Here is a 13,229-nt window from a genome sequence, read left to right as displayed (position 1 = left end):
GGGTCTTCGTCCACAGATCGGTCTGAGGGGCTGGTGGGGGCGGGGATGACGAGATCGGCTGGGTCCATGCCGGCGCGATCACCAGTCCCCGACGAGCTCCGCCACGGGCCGTTCCACCTGCACCGGGCCCGCGCGCTCGGGGTCACCAAGCGGGCGACCGAGGGGTCGTCCTACGTGCGGGTGATGCCACGCGTCTACCGGCACCGCGACCACGAGATGAGCCAGGAGGACTGGCGGTTGGCGGCGACGCTCACGATGCCGGTGCGGGCCGTGCTGAGCCACGTCTCCGCGTTGCAGGACCACGGGATCGACGTGGGTCGGTCCCGTCCGGTGCACCTGACGGTCAGCGGCGACCTGCACCTGGCGGTCCCCGACGTGTTCCTGCACCGCACGCGGAGCATGCCCGAGAACGACGGCCGGTGCGTGAGCGTCGAGGCGGCGATGGTGGGTGCGGCGTCGATGCTCCGGCCGCTCGACGTCGCCGGTGCGGCGGACATGGTCGTCGGTCGTGGCCTGTCGTGCGTGGACGGGATGACGGAGGTCGCACGACGCGAGCCGTGGCGTGCCGGCGCCAAGGCGCTCCTCGGTGTCCTGCCGCTCGTCCGCGCCGGCGCGGAGGCGCGTCGCGAGACCTTCACCCGGCTCGTGCTCGAGGCGGCCGAGCTGCCCGAGCCCCTCGTCAACGTCGAGATCAGGCGCGACGGTCGCTTCGTGGCGCGGGTGGACCTGCTCTTCGAGCAGTGGCGGTTGGTGATCGAGTACGACGGCCGTCAGCACCTCACCGACGTGCGTCAGTGGAACCGCGACATCGTCCGCGACCAGGCACTGCGCGACGCGGGCTACGAGGTCCTCCACGTCACCCACGAGATGCTCGCGTCGCCGCGGGCGCTCGTCCTGCGGGTGCACGAGGCCCTCCGCCGCCGCGGCTACGCGGGCCCGCCACCGGTGTTCGGGCCGCGGTGGGCGTGGCTCGTCGCCGCCTAGAACGACCTCAGCGGTGGGTATGGCCCCACGATCAGCGCGATCGTGGGGGCATACCCACCGCTGGCGGGTGTCGGTGGGGCCATACCCACCGCCGGGGGAGGGTCAGCCGCGGGCGCCGGAGCGACGCGAGCGACCGCGGTCGCCGGCGTCGAGGATGACCTTGCGGATGCGGACGGCGGTGGGGGTGACCTCGACGCACTCGTCCTCGCGGCAGAACTCCAGGGACTGCTCGAGCGAGAGCTTCTTCGGCGGGATCAGCTTCTCGAAGTTGTCCGCGGTGGAGGAGCGGACGTTGGACTGCTTCTTCTCCTTGGTGACGTTGACGTCCATGTCGTCGTCACGGGAGTTCTCGCCGACGATCATGCCCTCGTAGACCTCGGTGGTGGGGTCGACGAAGAGCGTGCCGCGCTCCTGCAGGTTCGTCATCGCGAACGACGTGGCCGCGCCGGAGCGGTCGGCGACGAGCGAGCCCGACGCGCGGGTGCGCAGCTCGCCCACCCAGGGCTCGTAGTCCTCGAACACGTGGTTGGCGATGCCGGTGCCGCGGGTGTCGGTGAGGAACTCGGTGCGGAAGCCGATCAGGCCGCGCGACGGCACGACGAACTCCATGCGCACCCAGCCGGTGCCGTGGTTGGTCATCTGCTCCATGCGGCCCTTGCGGACGGCGAGCAGCTGCGTGACGGTGCCGAGGTACTCCTCGGGGCAGTCGATCGTCAGGCGCTCGAACGGCTCGTGCACCTTGCCGTTGACCTCGCGGACGACCACCTGCGGCTTGCCGACGGTGAGCTCGTAGCCCTCGCGCCGCATCTGCTCGACCAGGATGGCCAGCGCCAGCTCGCCACGGCCCTGCACCTCCCACGCGTCGGGACGCTCGGTGGCGAGCACGCGCAGCGACACGTTGCCGACGAGCTCGCGGTCGAGGCGGTCCTTGACCAGGCGGGCGGTGACCTTCGTGCCCTTCTCGCGGCCGGCGAGCGGCGAGTTGTTCGTGCCGATCGTCATCGAGATCGCGGGCTCGTCGACCGTGATGAGCGGCAGCGGCACCGGGTTCTCGGGATCGGCCAGCGTCTCGCCGATGGTGATCTCGGGGATGCCCGCGATGGCGACGATGTCGCCGGGGCCGGCGCTCTCGCCGGGCACGCGGTCGAGGGCCTCGGTGACGAGCAGCTCGGTGATCTTGACGCGCTCCACCGACCCGTCGTGACGGCACCAGGCGACCTGGGCGTTCTTCTTCAGGGTGCCGGCCTTGACGCGCACCAGCGCCAGGCGGCCGAGGAACGGCGACGCGTCGAGGTTGGTGACGTGGGCCTGCAGCGGCGCGCCGTCGACGTACTCGGGCGCGGGCACGGCGTCGAGGATCGTCTGGAACAGCGGGACGAGGTTCTCGCTGTCGGGCAGGCCGCCGTCGGCGGGCTGCTCGGTGGACGCGCGACCGGCCTTGGCCGAGGCGAAGACGACCGGGAAGTCCAGGGCGTCCTCGGCGGCGTGCTCGTCGAGCAGGTCCATGAACAGCTCGTACGTCTCCTCGACGACCTCGCTGATGCGGGCGTCGGGACGGTCGACCTTGTTCACCACCAGGATGACGGGCATCTTCGCGCCGAGCGCCTTGCGGAGCACGAAGCGCGTCTGGGGCAGCGGGCCCTCGGACGCGTCGACGAGCAGCACGACCGCGTCGACCATCGACAGGCCGCGCTCGACCTCGCCGCCGAAGTCGGCGTGGCCGGGGGTGTCGATGATGTTGATGGTGACGCCGCCCTCGGGCGAGCCCGGGCCGTGGTAGCGGACGGCGGTGTTCTTCGCGAGGATCGTGATGCCCTTCTCGCGCTCGAGGTCACCGGAGTCCATGACCCGCTCGGTGACCTCCTGGTGCGCGGAGAAGGCGCCCTGCTGCTGGAGCATGGCGTCGACCAGGGTGGTCTTGCCGTGGTCGACGTGGGCGACGATCGCGACGTTGCGCAGGTCCTGACGGATGGGCATGGCGGAGTCTGTGTCCTTGCAGGTGGGGTCGAGCCCGCGAACACGGGCCGTCCCATCCTACGTGGCGCGCGGGGGTGCCCCGTCCAGGTGTGTCTCAGCCCTCCCGGTGCACCTTGTGGGGTGCCGCCTGCGCCAGCGGCTTGATCACGAGCAGGTCGACGTTGACGTGCGACGGCCGCGTGGCCACCCACGCGACGGCGTCGGCGACGTCCTCGGCGACGAGCGGCTCGCGGACGCCGGCGTAGACCGCGTCGGCCTTGTCGGCGTCGCCGAGGCGCACGAGGGAGAACTCCTCGGTGCGGACCATGCCCGGCGCGACCTCGGTGACGCGCACCGGCTGCCCGTTGAGCTCCAGGCGCAGCGTCTCGGTCATCACCGCGACGCCGTGCTTGGCCGCGGTGTAGCCGGCGCCGCCCTCGTAGGCGAGGTGTCCGGCGATCGAGCCCACGTTGACCACGGTTCCCGCGCCGCTGGCGACGAGCGCCGGCAGCAGGGCCTGGGTGACGTGCAGGGTGCCGAGGACGTTGACGTCGAACATCGCGCGCCACTGCTCGGGGTCGGTACGGGCGATCGGCTCCTGGCCGAACGCCCCACCGGCGTTGTTGACCAGCACGTCGAGGCTGCCGCCCACGGCCGCGGCCAGCGCGGCCACGCTCTCGGCGTCGGTGACGTCGCACGTGACGGCGGTGCCGCCCACCTCGGCGGCGACGGCCTCGACCCGCTCGGTGCGACGTGCGGCGCAGAACACGTGGTACCCGGCGGCGGCCAGCGCCCGGGCCGTCGCGGCGCCGATGCCGCTCCCGGCCCCGGTGACGACGGCGGTGCGGGGGCTCGTGCGCTCGTGGCTGTCGCTCATGGGCCTCATCGTGCCAGCGACGGGCGACACCGGCCGTCCGGCCTGCGTTTGCCCGCCCCCGACCCGTGCGCGACGATGGAAGACGTGTCGAGCACCGGTCGTCGTCCGCTCTCACGGGTCGCGATGCTCTCGGTGCACACCTCCCCGCTCGAGCAGCCGGGCACCGGCGACGCGGGGGGCATGAACGTCTACGTGCTCGAGCTCGCGAGCCGGCTGGCCGAGCGCGACGTCGAGGTCGAGATCTTCACCCGCGCCACGTCGTCGTCGCAGCCGCAGCAGGTGCAGGCGCGTCCGGGCGTGCTGGTGCGGCACGTGCCGGCCGGTCCGTTCGAGGGCCTGTCCAAGAACGAGCTGCCCGCCCAGCTGTGCACGTTCGTGCGCGACGTCCTGCGCGTCGAGGCCGAGCACGACCCGGGGCGCTACGACGTCCTGCACTCGCACTACTGGCTGTCGGGGCAGGTCGGCGCCGTCGTCCGCGACCGCTGGGGCGTGCCGCTCGTGCACTCGATGCACACGCTCGCCAAGGTCAAGAACGCCGCGCTCGCCGACGGCGACACCGCCGAGCCGCTGGCCCGCGTGTTCGGCGAGCAGACGGTCGTCGAGGCCGCCGACCGCCTGGTGGCCAACACCGACGACGAGGCGCGGGCGCTCGTCGAGCTGTACGGGGCCGACCCCGCCCACGTGGCGGTCGTGCCGCCGGGCGTCGCGCTCGAGGTCTTCGAGCCCCGCGACCGCGGCGCCGCCCGTGCCGGGCTGGGGCTGCCCGCCGACGCCACCGTGCTCACCTTCGCCGGACGCATCCAGCCCCTCAAGGCTCCCGACGTGCTGCTGCGCGCCGCCGCCCGCCTCGTCGAGCGCGACCCGTCGCTGCGGTCGTCGCTCGTCGTCGTGGTGATCGGCGGGCCGTCCGGGTCCGGGCTCGAGCAGCCGGGCCACCTGGTCGACCTCGCCCACCACCTCGGCATCGCCGACGTCGTGCGGTTCGTCCCGCCGGTCGGCCAGCACGAGCTCGCACGCTGGTACGCCGCGTCGACGGCGGTCTGCGTCCCGTCGTACAACGAGTCGTTCGGCCTGGTCGCGCTCGAGGCGCAGGCGTGCGGCACCCCGGTCGTCGCCGCCCGCGTGGGCGGCCTGTCCACCGCGGTCGCCGACGGTCGCAGCGGCGTCCTCGTCGACGGCCACGACCCCGACGACTACGCGGCCGTGTTCGCCCGCATGGTGGCCGATCCCGCCTGGACCGAGTCGCTCGGCCGCGGCGCGGTCGACCACGCCCGCGAGTTCGGGTGGCAACGCACCGCCGACCGCACGGTGGCGGTCTACGAGGCCGCCATCGCCTCCTTCGACGCTCCCCAGCAGGTGGCCTCATGACCCTCTCCGCCAGCTCCGCCGCCACGGCCGACGTCGTCCGCGACGCCCTCGCCGGCACCGGCCTGGACCACGTCGAGCACCGTCCCGGCGTGTTCGAGGTGGTGCTCCCGGGCGAGAAGAAGCTGCAGACGACGGTCCGGCTCGAGGTCAAGGACCACTCGCTGTCGGTCCACGCCTTCGTCGCGCGGCACCCCGACGAGAACCACGCCGAGGTCTACCGCTGGCTGCTCGAGCGCAACATGAAGCTCTACGGCGTCGCGTTCGCCATCGACCACAACGGCGACATCTGGCTCGACGGGCGCCTGCCGCGCGCCAACGTCACCGCCGAGGAGGTCGACCGCCTGCTCGGGGCCGTCCTCACCTACGCCGACGAGTCGTTCAACTCGATCCTCGAGCTCGGCTTCGCCACCTCCATCCGCAAGGAGTGGGAGTGGCGCATCTCGCGGGGGGAGTCCACCCGCAACCTCGACGCGTTCCGCGGCTGGCTCGAGAAGCCGCGCGAGGACGACGCCCGGTGAGGATCCAGGTCTTCGTCGACCTGGTCGACCCCTGGTCGTGGCTCGCCGTCACCCGCCTGGAGCGCGCCGTCGCCGCGCACACGCTGCGCACCGGTGAGCCGGTCGAGGTGGTGCTGCGCTCGTTCCAGCTCGACCCCCAGGCGCCGTCGGACCACCAGCCGCTGCTGGAGGCGCTGGCCGAGCGGCTCGGCGGTCCCGAGCACGCCGCCGAGCAGGTCGAGCGCGTCGCCGAGGCCGCCCGTCCGGACGGCCTGGAGTTCGACTTCGAGGCCGCGGTGCGGGCCAACACCTTCGACGCCCACCGGCTGCTGTCGTGGGCGTCGGCCGCCGGGGGAGCCGGGGCCCAGCGCGACCTCGCGCACGAGCTGTGGCGCGCCCACTTCGGCGAGGGCGCCGACCTCGCCGACCACGACACCCTGGCCTCGCGCGCGGCGGCCGTGGGCCTCGACGCGGACGCGGCCGACGTCCTCCTCGCGTCCGACGACGCCGCCGACCAGGTGGACCTCCAGCTGACGACGGCCGCCCAGGCGGGCATCACCCAGGTGCCCACGGTGATCGTCGACGGCACCTACGCCGTCCCCGGCGTCCAGACCGAGGACGCCTACCTGCAGGTCCTGGACCGGCTCGCGGGCGGTGCCGCCGACGGCATAGGTTGAGCCCCATGAGCGATGCGACCTCGACGCTGGTCCTGCTGCGCCACGGGCACAGCGAGTGGAATGCCAAGAACCTGTTCACCGGGTGGGTGGACGTCGACCTCAACGAGCAGGGCCTCGCCGAGGCGGCGCGCGGCGCCGACCTGCTGCGCGACGCGGGGCTGCTGCCCGACGTCGTCCACACCTCGGTGCTGCGCCGGGCGATCCGCACCGCGCAGATCGTGCTCGACGGCATCGACCGGCACTGGATCCCCGTCACCCGCTCGTGGCGCCTGAACGAGCGCCACTACGGTGCCCTGCAGGGCAAGGACAAGAAGGCCACGCTCGAGGAGTTCGGCGAGGAGCAGTTCATGCTCTGGCGCCGCTCCTACGACACCCCGCCGCCGGCGATCGACGACGACAGCGAGTTCAGCCAGTCCGGCGACGCCCGGTACGCCGGCCTGCCGTCGGAGCTGCGCCCGCGCACCGAGTGCCTCAAGGACGTGCTGGTCCGGATGCTGCCGTACTGGTACGACTCGATCGTCCCCGACCTGCGTGCCGGCAGGACGGTGCTCGTCACCGCCCACGGCAACTCGCTGCGCGCGCTGGTCAAGCACCTCGACGGCATGGACGAGGAGTCGATCGTCAGCCTGAACATCCCCACCGGCATCCCGCTCGTCTACGAGCTGGACGCCGACCTCAAGCCCGTGACGCGCGGCGGCCGCTACCTCGACCCCGATGCCGCCGCGGACGCGATCGCGGCGGTCGCCAGCCAGGGGCGCTGAGCCGTCTCCCCGGCGGAGATGGCGCTGGTCTTCGTCGCCGGGATCGGCGCCGGGACCGTCAACACGATCGTCGGCTCCGGCACGTTGATCACCTTCCCGACGCTGGTCGCGTTCGGGGTGCCGCCGGTGTCGGCGACGATGAGCAACGCGCTCGGGCTGGTCCCGGGCGGCGTCAGCGGCTCGCTGGGGTACCGGCGTGAGCTCGCCGGCCAGCGTCGGCGACTCCTCACGATGGTCCCGGCCTCGTTGCTGGGTGCGCTGACCGGAGCCTTCCTGCTGCTGCACCTGCCCGAGGACGCGTTCATCGCGATCGTGCCGGTGCTGCTCGTGCTGGCGCTGGTGCTCGTCGTCGCCCAGCCCACGCTGCAGGCGTGGCTGCGACGCCGTCGCGAGCGGGCCGGCACCGCGGACGACGCCCCGCGACCGGTCGGCACCGGACGGATGGTCGCGGTCGTGCTCGTGACCTACGCGTGCGGCGTCTACGGCGGCTACTTCGCCGCCGCGCAGGGCATCCTGCTCGTCGGGCTCCTCGGGATGCTGCTCCCCGAGACCATCCAGCGCCTCAACGGGGCGAAGAACATCCTCACACTGGTCGTGAACGTCGTGGCCGCGACCACCTACGTGGTCGTCGACCTCGTCACCGGCGACGGCCGGATCGACTGGGTCGCCGTCGCGCTGATCGCGGCCGGCTCGCTCATCGGTGGGTTCCTCGGCGCGGCCGTCGGCCGCCGCCTCCCGCCATGGCTGCTGCGGTCGGCCATCGTGGTCCTGGGCTCCATCGCCCTCTACACGATCCTCAACCTCTGAGGGCCTGCGCATCCCGCCTGGCGGCGTTGCGGCCCGTTCGACGAACAAGACCAGTTCGCCTTCACGTTCCGCGCCTTGCCAGACGGGCGCTCAGACCCCCGGACAGCCGGCAGTCGCAGGCCTCAGGAGTGCTGGGGGGTGGGGACGACGGGCGTCTCCCCGGTGACCAGGAAGACCACGCGACGGGCGACGCCGACGGCGTGGTCGCCGATGCGCTCGTAGTAGCGGCCGAGGAGCGCCAGGTCGATGGCCGGCTCGACGCCGTGGTCCCAGTCGTCGCTGAGCAGGACGCGGAACAGCGAGCGGCGCAGCATGTCCATCTCGTCGTCGTCGGACTCGATCGCGGCGGCGGCGGCGACGTCGCGGTCGGCGACGATGCGCGAGGCGGCACCGATCATCTTGTCGGCGACGTCGGCCATCTCGGAGATGGTCGGCTGCAGCGGGCCGGGCACGGCCACCTCGGGCGCGCGCAGGCGCGACACCTTGGCGATGTGCACCGACAGGTCGCCGATGCGCTCGAGGTCGGCGACCATGCGCAGGGTGGCGACGAGCTGCCGCAGGTCGGTGGCGACGGGCTGCTGCGTGGCGAGGAGCTGCAGCGCGCGGCTCTCGATGAGCTCGCGCGACGCGTCGATGTCGCGGTCGCCCGAGATCACGGTCTCGGCGGCGTGGGCGTCGGCCTTGAGCAGTGCCCGGGTCGCCTCGTGCACGGCGGTCTGCACCGCCGAGGTCATCGCGACGAGGTCGTCGACGATGGAGTCCAGCTGGTCGTAGTACGCGTCCCTCATGGAGAGAACGGTAGGTAACCCGGGTGACTGGGGGGCGACCGGCCGTGAACGAGGCGTGAACAGGAGACGAAACTGCAGGTCGGGGCCGTCTCGACGGCGAAGTCGCGGTGAACCGTCCGCGTACGATCGGCCGCGTGGCCAACGAGCTGGGTGTCATCCTCGTCGGGCTCCTCGGCGCCCTGCTGGGAGCCGGCGCGGTGTTCCTGTTCCGCCTCAGCGAGCGCGAGCAGCGTCGCGAGCCCGAGCGCCCCGCCCCCGACGTGCCCGCCGGCGTCGAGTCGGTGCTCGGCGTCCTGCGCTCGTCGGCCGTGCTCGTCGGGCCCGACGACAGCGTCCTCAAGGCGTCCGCGCCCGCCTACGCGATCGGCATGGTGCGCGAGGACCGCCTCGACTCCGACGAGCTGATGGAGCTCGTGCGGCTGGTGCGCCGCGACGGCCAGGTCCGCACCACCGAGCTCAGCGTGCTCAGCCCGCGGTCGTCGCAGCCCCTCGCGCTGTCGGCGCGCGTCGCCCCGCTGTCGTCGCGGCTGATGCTGGTGCTCGTGGAGGACCGCACGCGCGAGCGTCGCGTCGAGTCCATCCGCCGCGACTTCGTGGCCAACGTGAGCCACGAGCTCAAGACGCCCGTCGGCGCGCTCAACCTGCTGGCCGAGGCGGTGTCCGAGGCGAGCGACGACCCCGAGGCCGTCGTCCGGTTCGCCGGACGGATGCGGGGCGAGAGCGAGCGGCTCACGCGGCTGGTGCAGCAGATCATCGACCTGTCCCGGCTCCAGGGCGACCAGCTCGTCGACGAGCCCGTCGAGATCGACGTCGCCGCCACCGTCTGCGCGGCCGTCGAGGCCAGCCTCACCGAGGCCGACGCCAAGGACATCGCGGTGGCCACCTCGTGCGAGAGCGACCTGTGGGTGCTCGGCGACCCCGACCAGGTGCTCGCCGCGATCTCGAACCTGGTGGAGAACGCCGTCACCTACAGCCCCGAGGGGTCCAAGGTCGCCGTCACGGCGAGCCGCGAAGGCGACGACGTCGCGATCAGCGTCGCCGACCAGGGCATCGGCATCCCGCACAGCGAGATCGGCCGGATCTTCGAGCGCTTCTACCGCGTCGACCCCGCCCGTGCCCGCGCCACCGGCGGCACCGGCCTGGGCCTGTCGATCGTCAAGCACGTGGCCGCGAGCCACGGAGGGTCGGTGCGGGTGTGGAGCGAGCCCGGCGCCGGTTCCTCGTTCACCATCACCCTGCCCGTCCACGCGCCGGAGTCGTTCGACGTCGACGTCACGGACGCCACCACCGGTGCCGGGTCCTCCGGCGCCCACCTGCTCAGCCCCAAGGAGGCACGCCAGTGACCCGAGTGCTCGTGGTCGAGGACGAGGAGAGCTACAGCGACGCTCTCGCCTACGTCCTGCGCAAGGAGGGCTTCGACGTCGCCGTGGCCGACACCGGCCCCGGAGCGCTCGAGGAGTTCGACCGCGGCGGCGCCGACATCGTGCTGCTCGACCTGATGCTGCCCGGCCTGCCGGGCACCGAGGTCTGCCGTCAGATCCGCCAGACGTCCAACGTGCCGGTGATCATGGTCAGCGCCAAGGACACCGAGGTCGACAAGGTGGTCGGGCTCGAGCTGGGCGCCGACGACTACGTCACCAAGCCCTACAGCCCCCGCGAGCTGGTCGCGCGCATCCGCGCCGTCCTGCGTCGCGGCTCCGACGTGGACGAGTCGCCCACCGCGCTGGAGTCCGGACGCGTCCGGATGGACGTGGAGCGGCACGTCGTCACCGTCGACGGCACGGACGTGCGGCTGCCGCTCAAGGAGTTCGAGCTGCTCGAGATGTTCCTGCGCAACAGCGGCCGGGTGCTGACCCGCGGCCAGCTGATCGACCGCGTCTGGGGCGCGGACTACGTGGGCGACACCAAGACGCTCGACGTCCACGTCAAGCGCCTGCGCGCCAAGATCGAGCCCGACCCCGGCAACCCGCACCTGCTGGTGACCGTCCGCGGCCTGGGCTACAAGTACGAGAGCTGATCGGCGGGGCGGGCCCGCCGGTCTCAGCTGGTGGGCTCGTCCGAGGGGGTCGGCTCGGTGGACGGGGAGTCCGACGGCGCCGCGCTCGATCCCGGCTCGGTGGGCTCGGACTCCGTGGGCTCGGACTCCGTGGGCACGATGGACGGAGCCGCGACCTCGCGGTACTCCGCGGTGCGCTCGACCACGATGGCCCGGAAGCTGATCTCGCCGGCGTCGGCGAACGTCAGGGTGGTGCGCAGGAACTGACCGGGGATGAAGCTGCCCTCGATGACGACGTTGGGCTCCTCGCCCACCGAGAAGCTGACGCCGCGCTCGAGCTGGATCGGCTCCTCGATCGTCGCGTCCACCTGGCCGTCATCGCTGGTGACCTCGACGCCGGTGAGCGTGTCGTCGCCGGCGCTGTCGAGCAGCACCGTCGACAAGGTGGCGGTCTGGTCGGGGTTGGTCACGAACAGCGCGTTCAGGACGCTGATGTCGTCCTCGCGGGCGTTGGTGCCCACCGCCGGCGCGTACTCCCGGTTGGTCTCGGCGTTGAAGCCGGTGGCGCAGCCCGACACCGTCAGCGCGAGCACGGCGGCGGCCGCCACGGCGGCACCCCGGTACGACGTCAGGGTCTTGATGGGGCGAGGGGGCACGGGTCCCGGCCTTTCTCGGTCCGACAGCGGCTCCGGGCGACGACCGCGCCGGGCAGACCTCACCCTAGCGAGCGCGCCCGGGGTGCAGCATCCCGACCCGGCACGCGTGTCCAGCAGGTGGTCGTCATGAGGTCGCTCCGAGCCCGCCGGGACGCGGCGCCGACCCCGTGCCGACCTGCCCGGACGGGCCGTCACGACACCTCTCCCACGGGGCGCGCGCACGCGAGGTGGCACCTCGAGGCTCCGTTGTCAAGCCCCGATGTGGCCTCTGACCTGCACAAACGTCAGAAAGGCTGTCCGAAAGGCGTGGTATCCTGGGCGTCTAAGAAAGGGCGAAGAACATATGACATTTTCCGTCGGTGAAACGGTCGTCTACCCCAACCACGGTGCAGCGGTCATCGAGGACATCGAGCAGCGAACCATCAAGGGTGAGGCTCGCGAGTACCTCGTCCTTCGCATCGTCGCACAGAACGACCTCGTCGTCCGGGTGCCCGCCTGCAACACCGACCTGGTCGGTGTCCGCGACGTGGTCGACAAGGACGGGCTCGAGCGCGTCTTCGGCGTCCTGCGTGCCGAGCACGCCGAGGAGCCCACGAACTGGTCCCGACGGTACAAGGCCAACCTGGAGAAGCTGCACTCCGGCGACGTCATGAAGGTGGCCGAGGTCGTCCGCGACCTGTGGCGCCGCGAGCGTGACCGCGGGCTGTCGGCCGGCGAGAAGCGCATGCTCGCCAAGGCCCGCCAGATCCTCGTCTCCGAGCTGGCGCTCGCCGAGAGCACCAACGAGGACAAGGCCGAGACGCTGCTCGACGAGGTCCTGGCCTCCTGAGCACCGGCTCACGCTGATCGCCGCACCGCCCCCGTCCACGTCGGACGGGGGCGGTGCTGCGTCCCGGGCGCCCGGACAACTGTTTGCGCGCCCGTTACGTGGCGTAGCGCCGTTGAAACGCCCGGTGCCTAGCGTCCATGCATGGTCAGAGGGACGGCGCCCACCACCACCGCCGCCCGGTGGGTCAGGGTCTGCGCCACGGCCGACCTCGAGGTCGACGTCGGCGTGTCCGCCCTGGTGCGCGGCAAGCAGATCGCGCTGTTCCGCACGGGCGAGCGGACGGTGCACGCCGTCGGCAACCGCGATCCGTACGCCGGGACGCCGACGATGGCCCGCGGGATCGTCGGGCGTCGCTCGGGCCGCCCGTACGTCGCCGCGCCGGCCGGCCACCAGCTGTTCGACCTCGCGACGGGTGAGGGGCTCGAGCAGCCCGAGCCGTCGCTCCCGGCCTACGACACCCGTCTGGTCGACGGGCACGTCGAGGTGTCGGTGACGGTGCGCGTCCGTCCGACCTGAGCTCCTCAGGCCCGCGAGGCGCCCGTCGGGACGACGAGCGCCGTCGCGATCGCGGCCAGGCCCTCGCCGCGGCCGGTCAGGCCGAGACCGTCGGTGGTGGTGGCCGACAGCGACACGGGGGCGCCGACGGTGCGTGTCAGCAGCGCCTCCGCCTCGGCGCGGCGTGCACCGAGACGGGGGACGCCACCCACCAGCTGCACCGACGCGTTGCCGACCGCGAACCCCGCGGCCCGGACCCGACGGACGATCTCGGCGAGCAGGTCGGCGCCGCTCGCGCCGGCCCAGGCGGGGTCGGAGGTCCCCACGTTGGTGCCGAGGTCGCCCAGGCCGGCGGCGGCCAGCAGCGCGTCGCACAGCGCGTGGCACACCACGTCGGCGTCGGAGTGGCCGTCGAGGCCGCGCGGCTCGTCGGGCCAGTGCAGCCCGGCCACCCAGAGCGGACGGTCGGCGGTGAGGCGGTGCACGTCGACGCCGGTGCCGACGCGGGGCAGGGGGACCTCGGGAGCCATGCGGCCCA

General features: G+C 72.6%; 15 protein-coding genes. 10 read left to right on the top strand and 5 right to left on the bottom strand.

Annotated elements, in window-relative coordinates; all coding sequences use genetic code 11:
* Nucleotides 1-66: 66 nt before the first annotated feature.
* Nucleotides 67-984 carry an endonuclease domain-containing protein gene (locus tag ACI6PP_RS06845; RefSeq protein WP_421110214.1) on the top strand — a complete coding sequence of 306 codons (918 nt, stop codon included), beginning with the start codon at nucleotides 67-69 and terminating at the stop codon, nucleotides 982-984.
* Nucleotides 985-1,086: 102 nt separating this feature from the next.
* Here the strand turns inward: ACI6PP_RS06845 and typA are convergent, their stop codons facing one another.
* Nucleotides 1,087-2,961, bottom strand: a complete 1,875-nt coding sequence (gene typA / locus ACI6PP_RS06840) for a translational GTPase TypA (RefSeq protein WP_421110213.1) — start codon at nucleotides 2,959-2,961, stop codon at nucleotides 1,087-1,089.
* 94 nt (nucleotides 2,962-3,055) lie between these two features.
* Nucleotides 3,056-3,817 (bottom strand): SDR family NAD(P)-dependent oxidoreductase, encoded by a 762-nt coding sequence (locus tag ACI6PP_RS06835; RefSeq protein WP_421110211.1) that lies wholly within the window; start codon nucleotides 3,815-3,817, stop codon nucleotides 3,056-3,058.
* An 84-nt stretch (nucleotides 3,818-3,901) separates the two neighbouring features.
* Between ACI6PP_RS06835 and mshA the strand changes: the two genes are divergently transcribed.
* From mshA to ACI6PP_RS06810, 5 genes are read left to right on the top strand one after another with little or no spacing between them, the layout of a single operon-like run.
* The gene (gene mshA, locus ACI6PP_RS06830; RefSeq protein WP_476712923.1) at nucleotides 3,902-5,185 is read left to right on the top strand and encodes a D-inositol-3-phosphate glycosyltransferase; all 1,284 of its coding nucleotides are present in this window, start codon (nucleotides 3,902-3,904) and stop codon (nucleotides 5,183-5,185) included.
* Nucleotides 5,182-5,703 (top strand): type III secretion system chaperone family protein, encoded by a 522-nt coding sequence (locus tag ACI6PP_RS06825; protein ID WP_421110209.1) that lies wholly within the window; start codon nucleotides 5,182-5,184, stop codon nucleotides 5,701-5,703. The genes mshA and ACI6PP_RS06825 overlap by 4 nt, the downstream gene beginning before the upstream one ends.
* On the top strand, nucleotides 5,700-6,359 hold the full coding sequence (locus tag ACI6PP_RS06820; protein WP_421110208.1) for a DsbA family oxidoreductase: 660 nt from the start codon (nucleotides 5,700-5,702) through the stop codon (nucleotides 6,357-6,359). Before ACI6PP_RS06825 ends, ACI6PP_RS06820 begins: the two co-directional genes overlap by 4 nt.
* Before the next feature lie 5 nt (nucleotides 6,360-6,364).
* Nucleotides 6,365-7,120 (top strand): phosphoglyceromutase, encoded by a 756-nt coding sequence (locus ACI6PP_RS06815; protein WP_421110206.1) that lies wholly within the window; start codon nucleotides 6,365-6,367, stop codon nucleotides 7,118-7,120.
* An 18-nt stretch (nucleotides 7,121-7,138) separates the two neighbouring features.
* Nucleotides 7,139-7,927 (top strand): sulfite exporter TauE/SafE family protein, encoded by a 789-nt coding sequence (locus tag ACI6PP_RS06810; protein ID WP_421110204.1) that lies wholly within the window; start codon nucleotides 7,139-7,141, stop codon nucleotides 7,925-7,927.
* A gap of 122 nt (nucleotides 7,928-8,049) precedes the next feature.
* On the opposite strand, the gene phoU is transcribed toward ACI6PP_RS06810, so the two are convergent.
* Nucleotides 8,050-8,715 carry a phosphate signaling complex protein PhoU gene (gene phoU / locus ACI6PP_RS06805; RefSeq protein ID WP_421110202.1) on the bottom strand — a complete coding sequence of 222 codons (666 nt, stop codon included), beginning with the start codon at nucleotides 8,713-8,715 and terminating at the stop codon, nucleotides 8,050-8,052.
* A 134-nt stretch (nucleotides 8,716-8,849) separates the two neighbouring features.
* Between phoU and ACI6PP_RS06800 the strand changes: the two genes are divergently transcribed.
* Nucleotides 8,850-10,058 carry a sensor histidine kinase gene (locus ACI6PP_RS06800; RefSeq protein WP_421110201.1) on the top strand — a complete coding sequence of 403 codons (1,209 nt, stop codon included), beginning with the start codon at nucleotides 8,850-8,852 and terminating at the stop codon, nucleotides 10,056-10,058.
* Entirely contained in the window at nucleotides 10,055-10,732 is a 678-nt protein-coding gene (locus tag ACI6PP_RS06795; RefSeq protein WP_421110199.1) for a response regulator, read from the top strand. Before ACI6PP_RS06800 ends, ACI6PP_RS06795 begins: the two co-directional genes overlap by 4 nt.
* Nucleotides 10,733-10,755: 23 nt before the next feature.
* On the opposite strand, the gene ACI6PP_RS06790 is transcribed toward ACI6PP_RS06795, so the two are convergent.
* A complete protein-coding gene (locus tag ACI6PP_RS06790; protein ID WP_421110198.1) occupies nucleotides 10,756-11,367 on the bottom strand; it encodes a hypothetical protein in 612 nt (203 codons plus the stop codon).
* A gap of 343 nt (nucleotides 11,368-11,710) precedes the next feature.
* Between ACI6PP_RS06790 and ACI6PP_RS06785 the strand changes: the two genes are divergently transcribed.
* Both ACI6PP_RS06785 and ACI6PP_RS06780 read left to right on the top strand, forming a co-directional pair.
* Nucleotides 11,711-12,196, top strand: coding sequence for a CarD family transcriptional regulator (locus ACI6PP_RS06785; protein ID WP_421110196.1), 486 nt, complete (start codon nucleotides 11,711-11,713; stop codon nucleotides 12,194-12,196).
* Nucleotides 12,197-12,337: 141 nt separating this feature from the next.
* Nucleotides 12,338-12,712, top strand: a complete 375-nt coding sequence (locus ACI6PP_RS06780; protein WP_421110194.1) for a nitrite reductase small subunit NirD — start codon at nucleotides 12,338-12,340, stop codon at nucleotides 12,710-12,712.
* A gap of 5 nt (nucleotides 12,713-12,717) precedes the next feature.
* Here ACI6PP_RS06780 and ispF read toward each other — a convergent pair whose 3' ends face one another.
* The gene (gene ispF, locus ACI6PP_RS06775) at nucleotides 12,718-13,221 is read right to left on the bottom strand and encodes a 2-C-methyl-D-erythritol 2,4-cyclodiphosphate synthase (protein WP_421110193.1); all 504 of its coding nucleotides are present in this window, start codon (nucleotides 13,219-13,221) and stop codon (nucleotides 12,718-12,720) included.
* Nucleotides 13,222-13,229 lie beyond the last annotated feature (8 nt).

This window comes from Solicola agrisoli (assembly GCF_049059935.1).
Taxonomy (GTDB): Bacteria; Actinomycetota; Actinomycetes; order Propionibacteriales; family Nocardioidaceae; genus JAURVT01.
This window is presented reverse-complemented; position numbering and strand designations above follow the sequence as displayed.

What these genes read in the sequence shown, in the direction of transcription:
- ACI6PP_RS06845 (WP_421110214.1), top strand. Translation starts at nt 67, where the DNA reads ATGCCGGCGCGATCACCAGTCCCCGACGAGCTCCGCCACGGGCCGTTC.
- typA (WP_421110213.1), bottom strand. Translation starts at nt 2,961, where the DNA reads ATGCCCATCCGTCAGGACCTGCGCAACGTCGCGATCGTCGCCCACGTC.
- ACI6PP_RS06835 (WP_421110211.1), bottom strand. Translation starts at nt 3,817, where the DNA reads ATGAGCGACAGCCACGAGCGCACGAGCCCCCGCACCGCCGTCGTCACC.
- ACI6PP_RS06825 (WP_421110209.1), top strand. Translation starts at nt 5,182, where the DNA reads ATGACCCTCTCCGCCAGCTCCGCCGCCACGGCCGACGTCGTCCGCGAC.
- ACI6PP_RS06815 (WP_421110206.1), top strand. Translation starts at nt 6,365, where the DNA reads ATGAGCGATGCGACCTCGACGCTGGTCCTGCTGCGCCACGGGCACAGC.
- ACI6PP_RS06810 (WP_421110204.1), top strand. Translation starts at nt 7,139, where the DNA reads ATGGCGCTGGTCTTCGTCGCCGGGATCGGCGCCGGGACCGTCAACACG.
- phoU (WP_421110202.1), bottom strand. Translation starts at nt 8,715, where the DNA reads ATGAGGGACGCGTACTACGACCAGCTGGACTCCATCGTCGACGACCTC.
- ACI6PP_RS06785 (WP_421110196.1), top strand. Translation starts at nt 11,711, where the DNA reads ATGACATTTTCCGTCGGTGAAACGGTCGTCTACCCCAACCACGGTGCA.
- ACI6PP_RS06780 (WP_421110194.1), top strand. Translation starts at nt 12,338, where the DNA reads ATGGTCAGAGGGACGGCGCCCACCACCACCGCCGCCCGGTGGGTCAGG.
- ispF (WP_421110193.1), bottom strand. Translation starts at nt 13,221, where the DNA reads ATGGCTCCCGAGGTCCCCCTGCCCCGCGTCGGCACCGGCGTCGACGTG.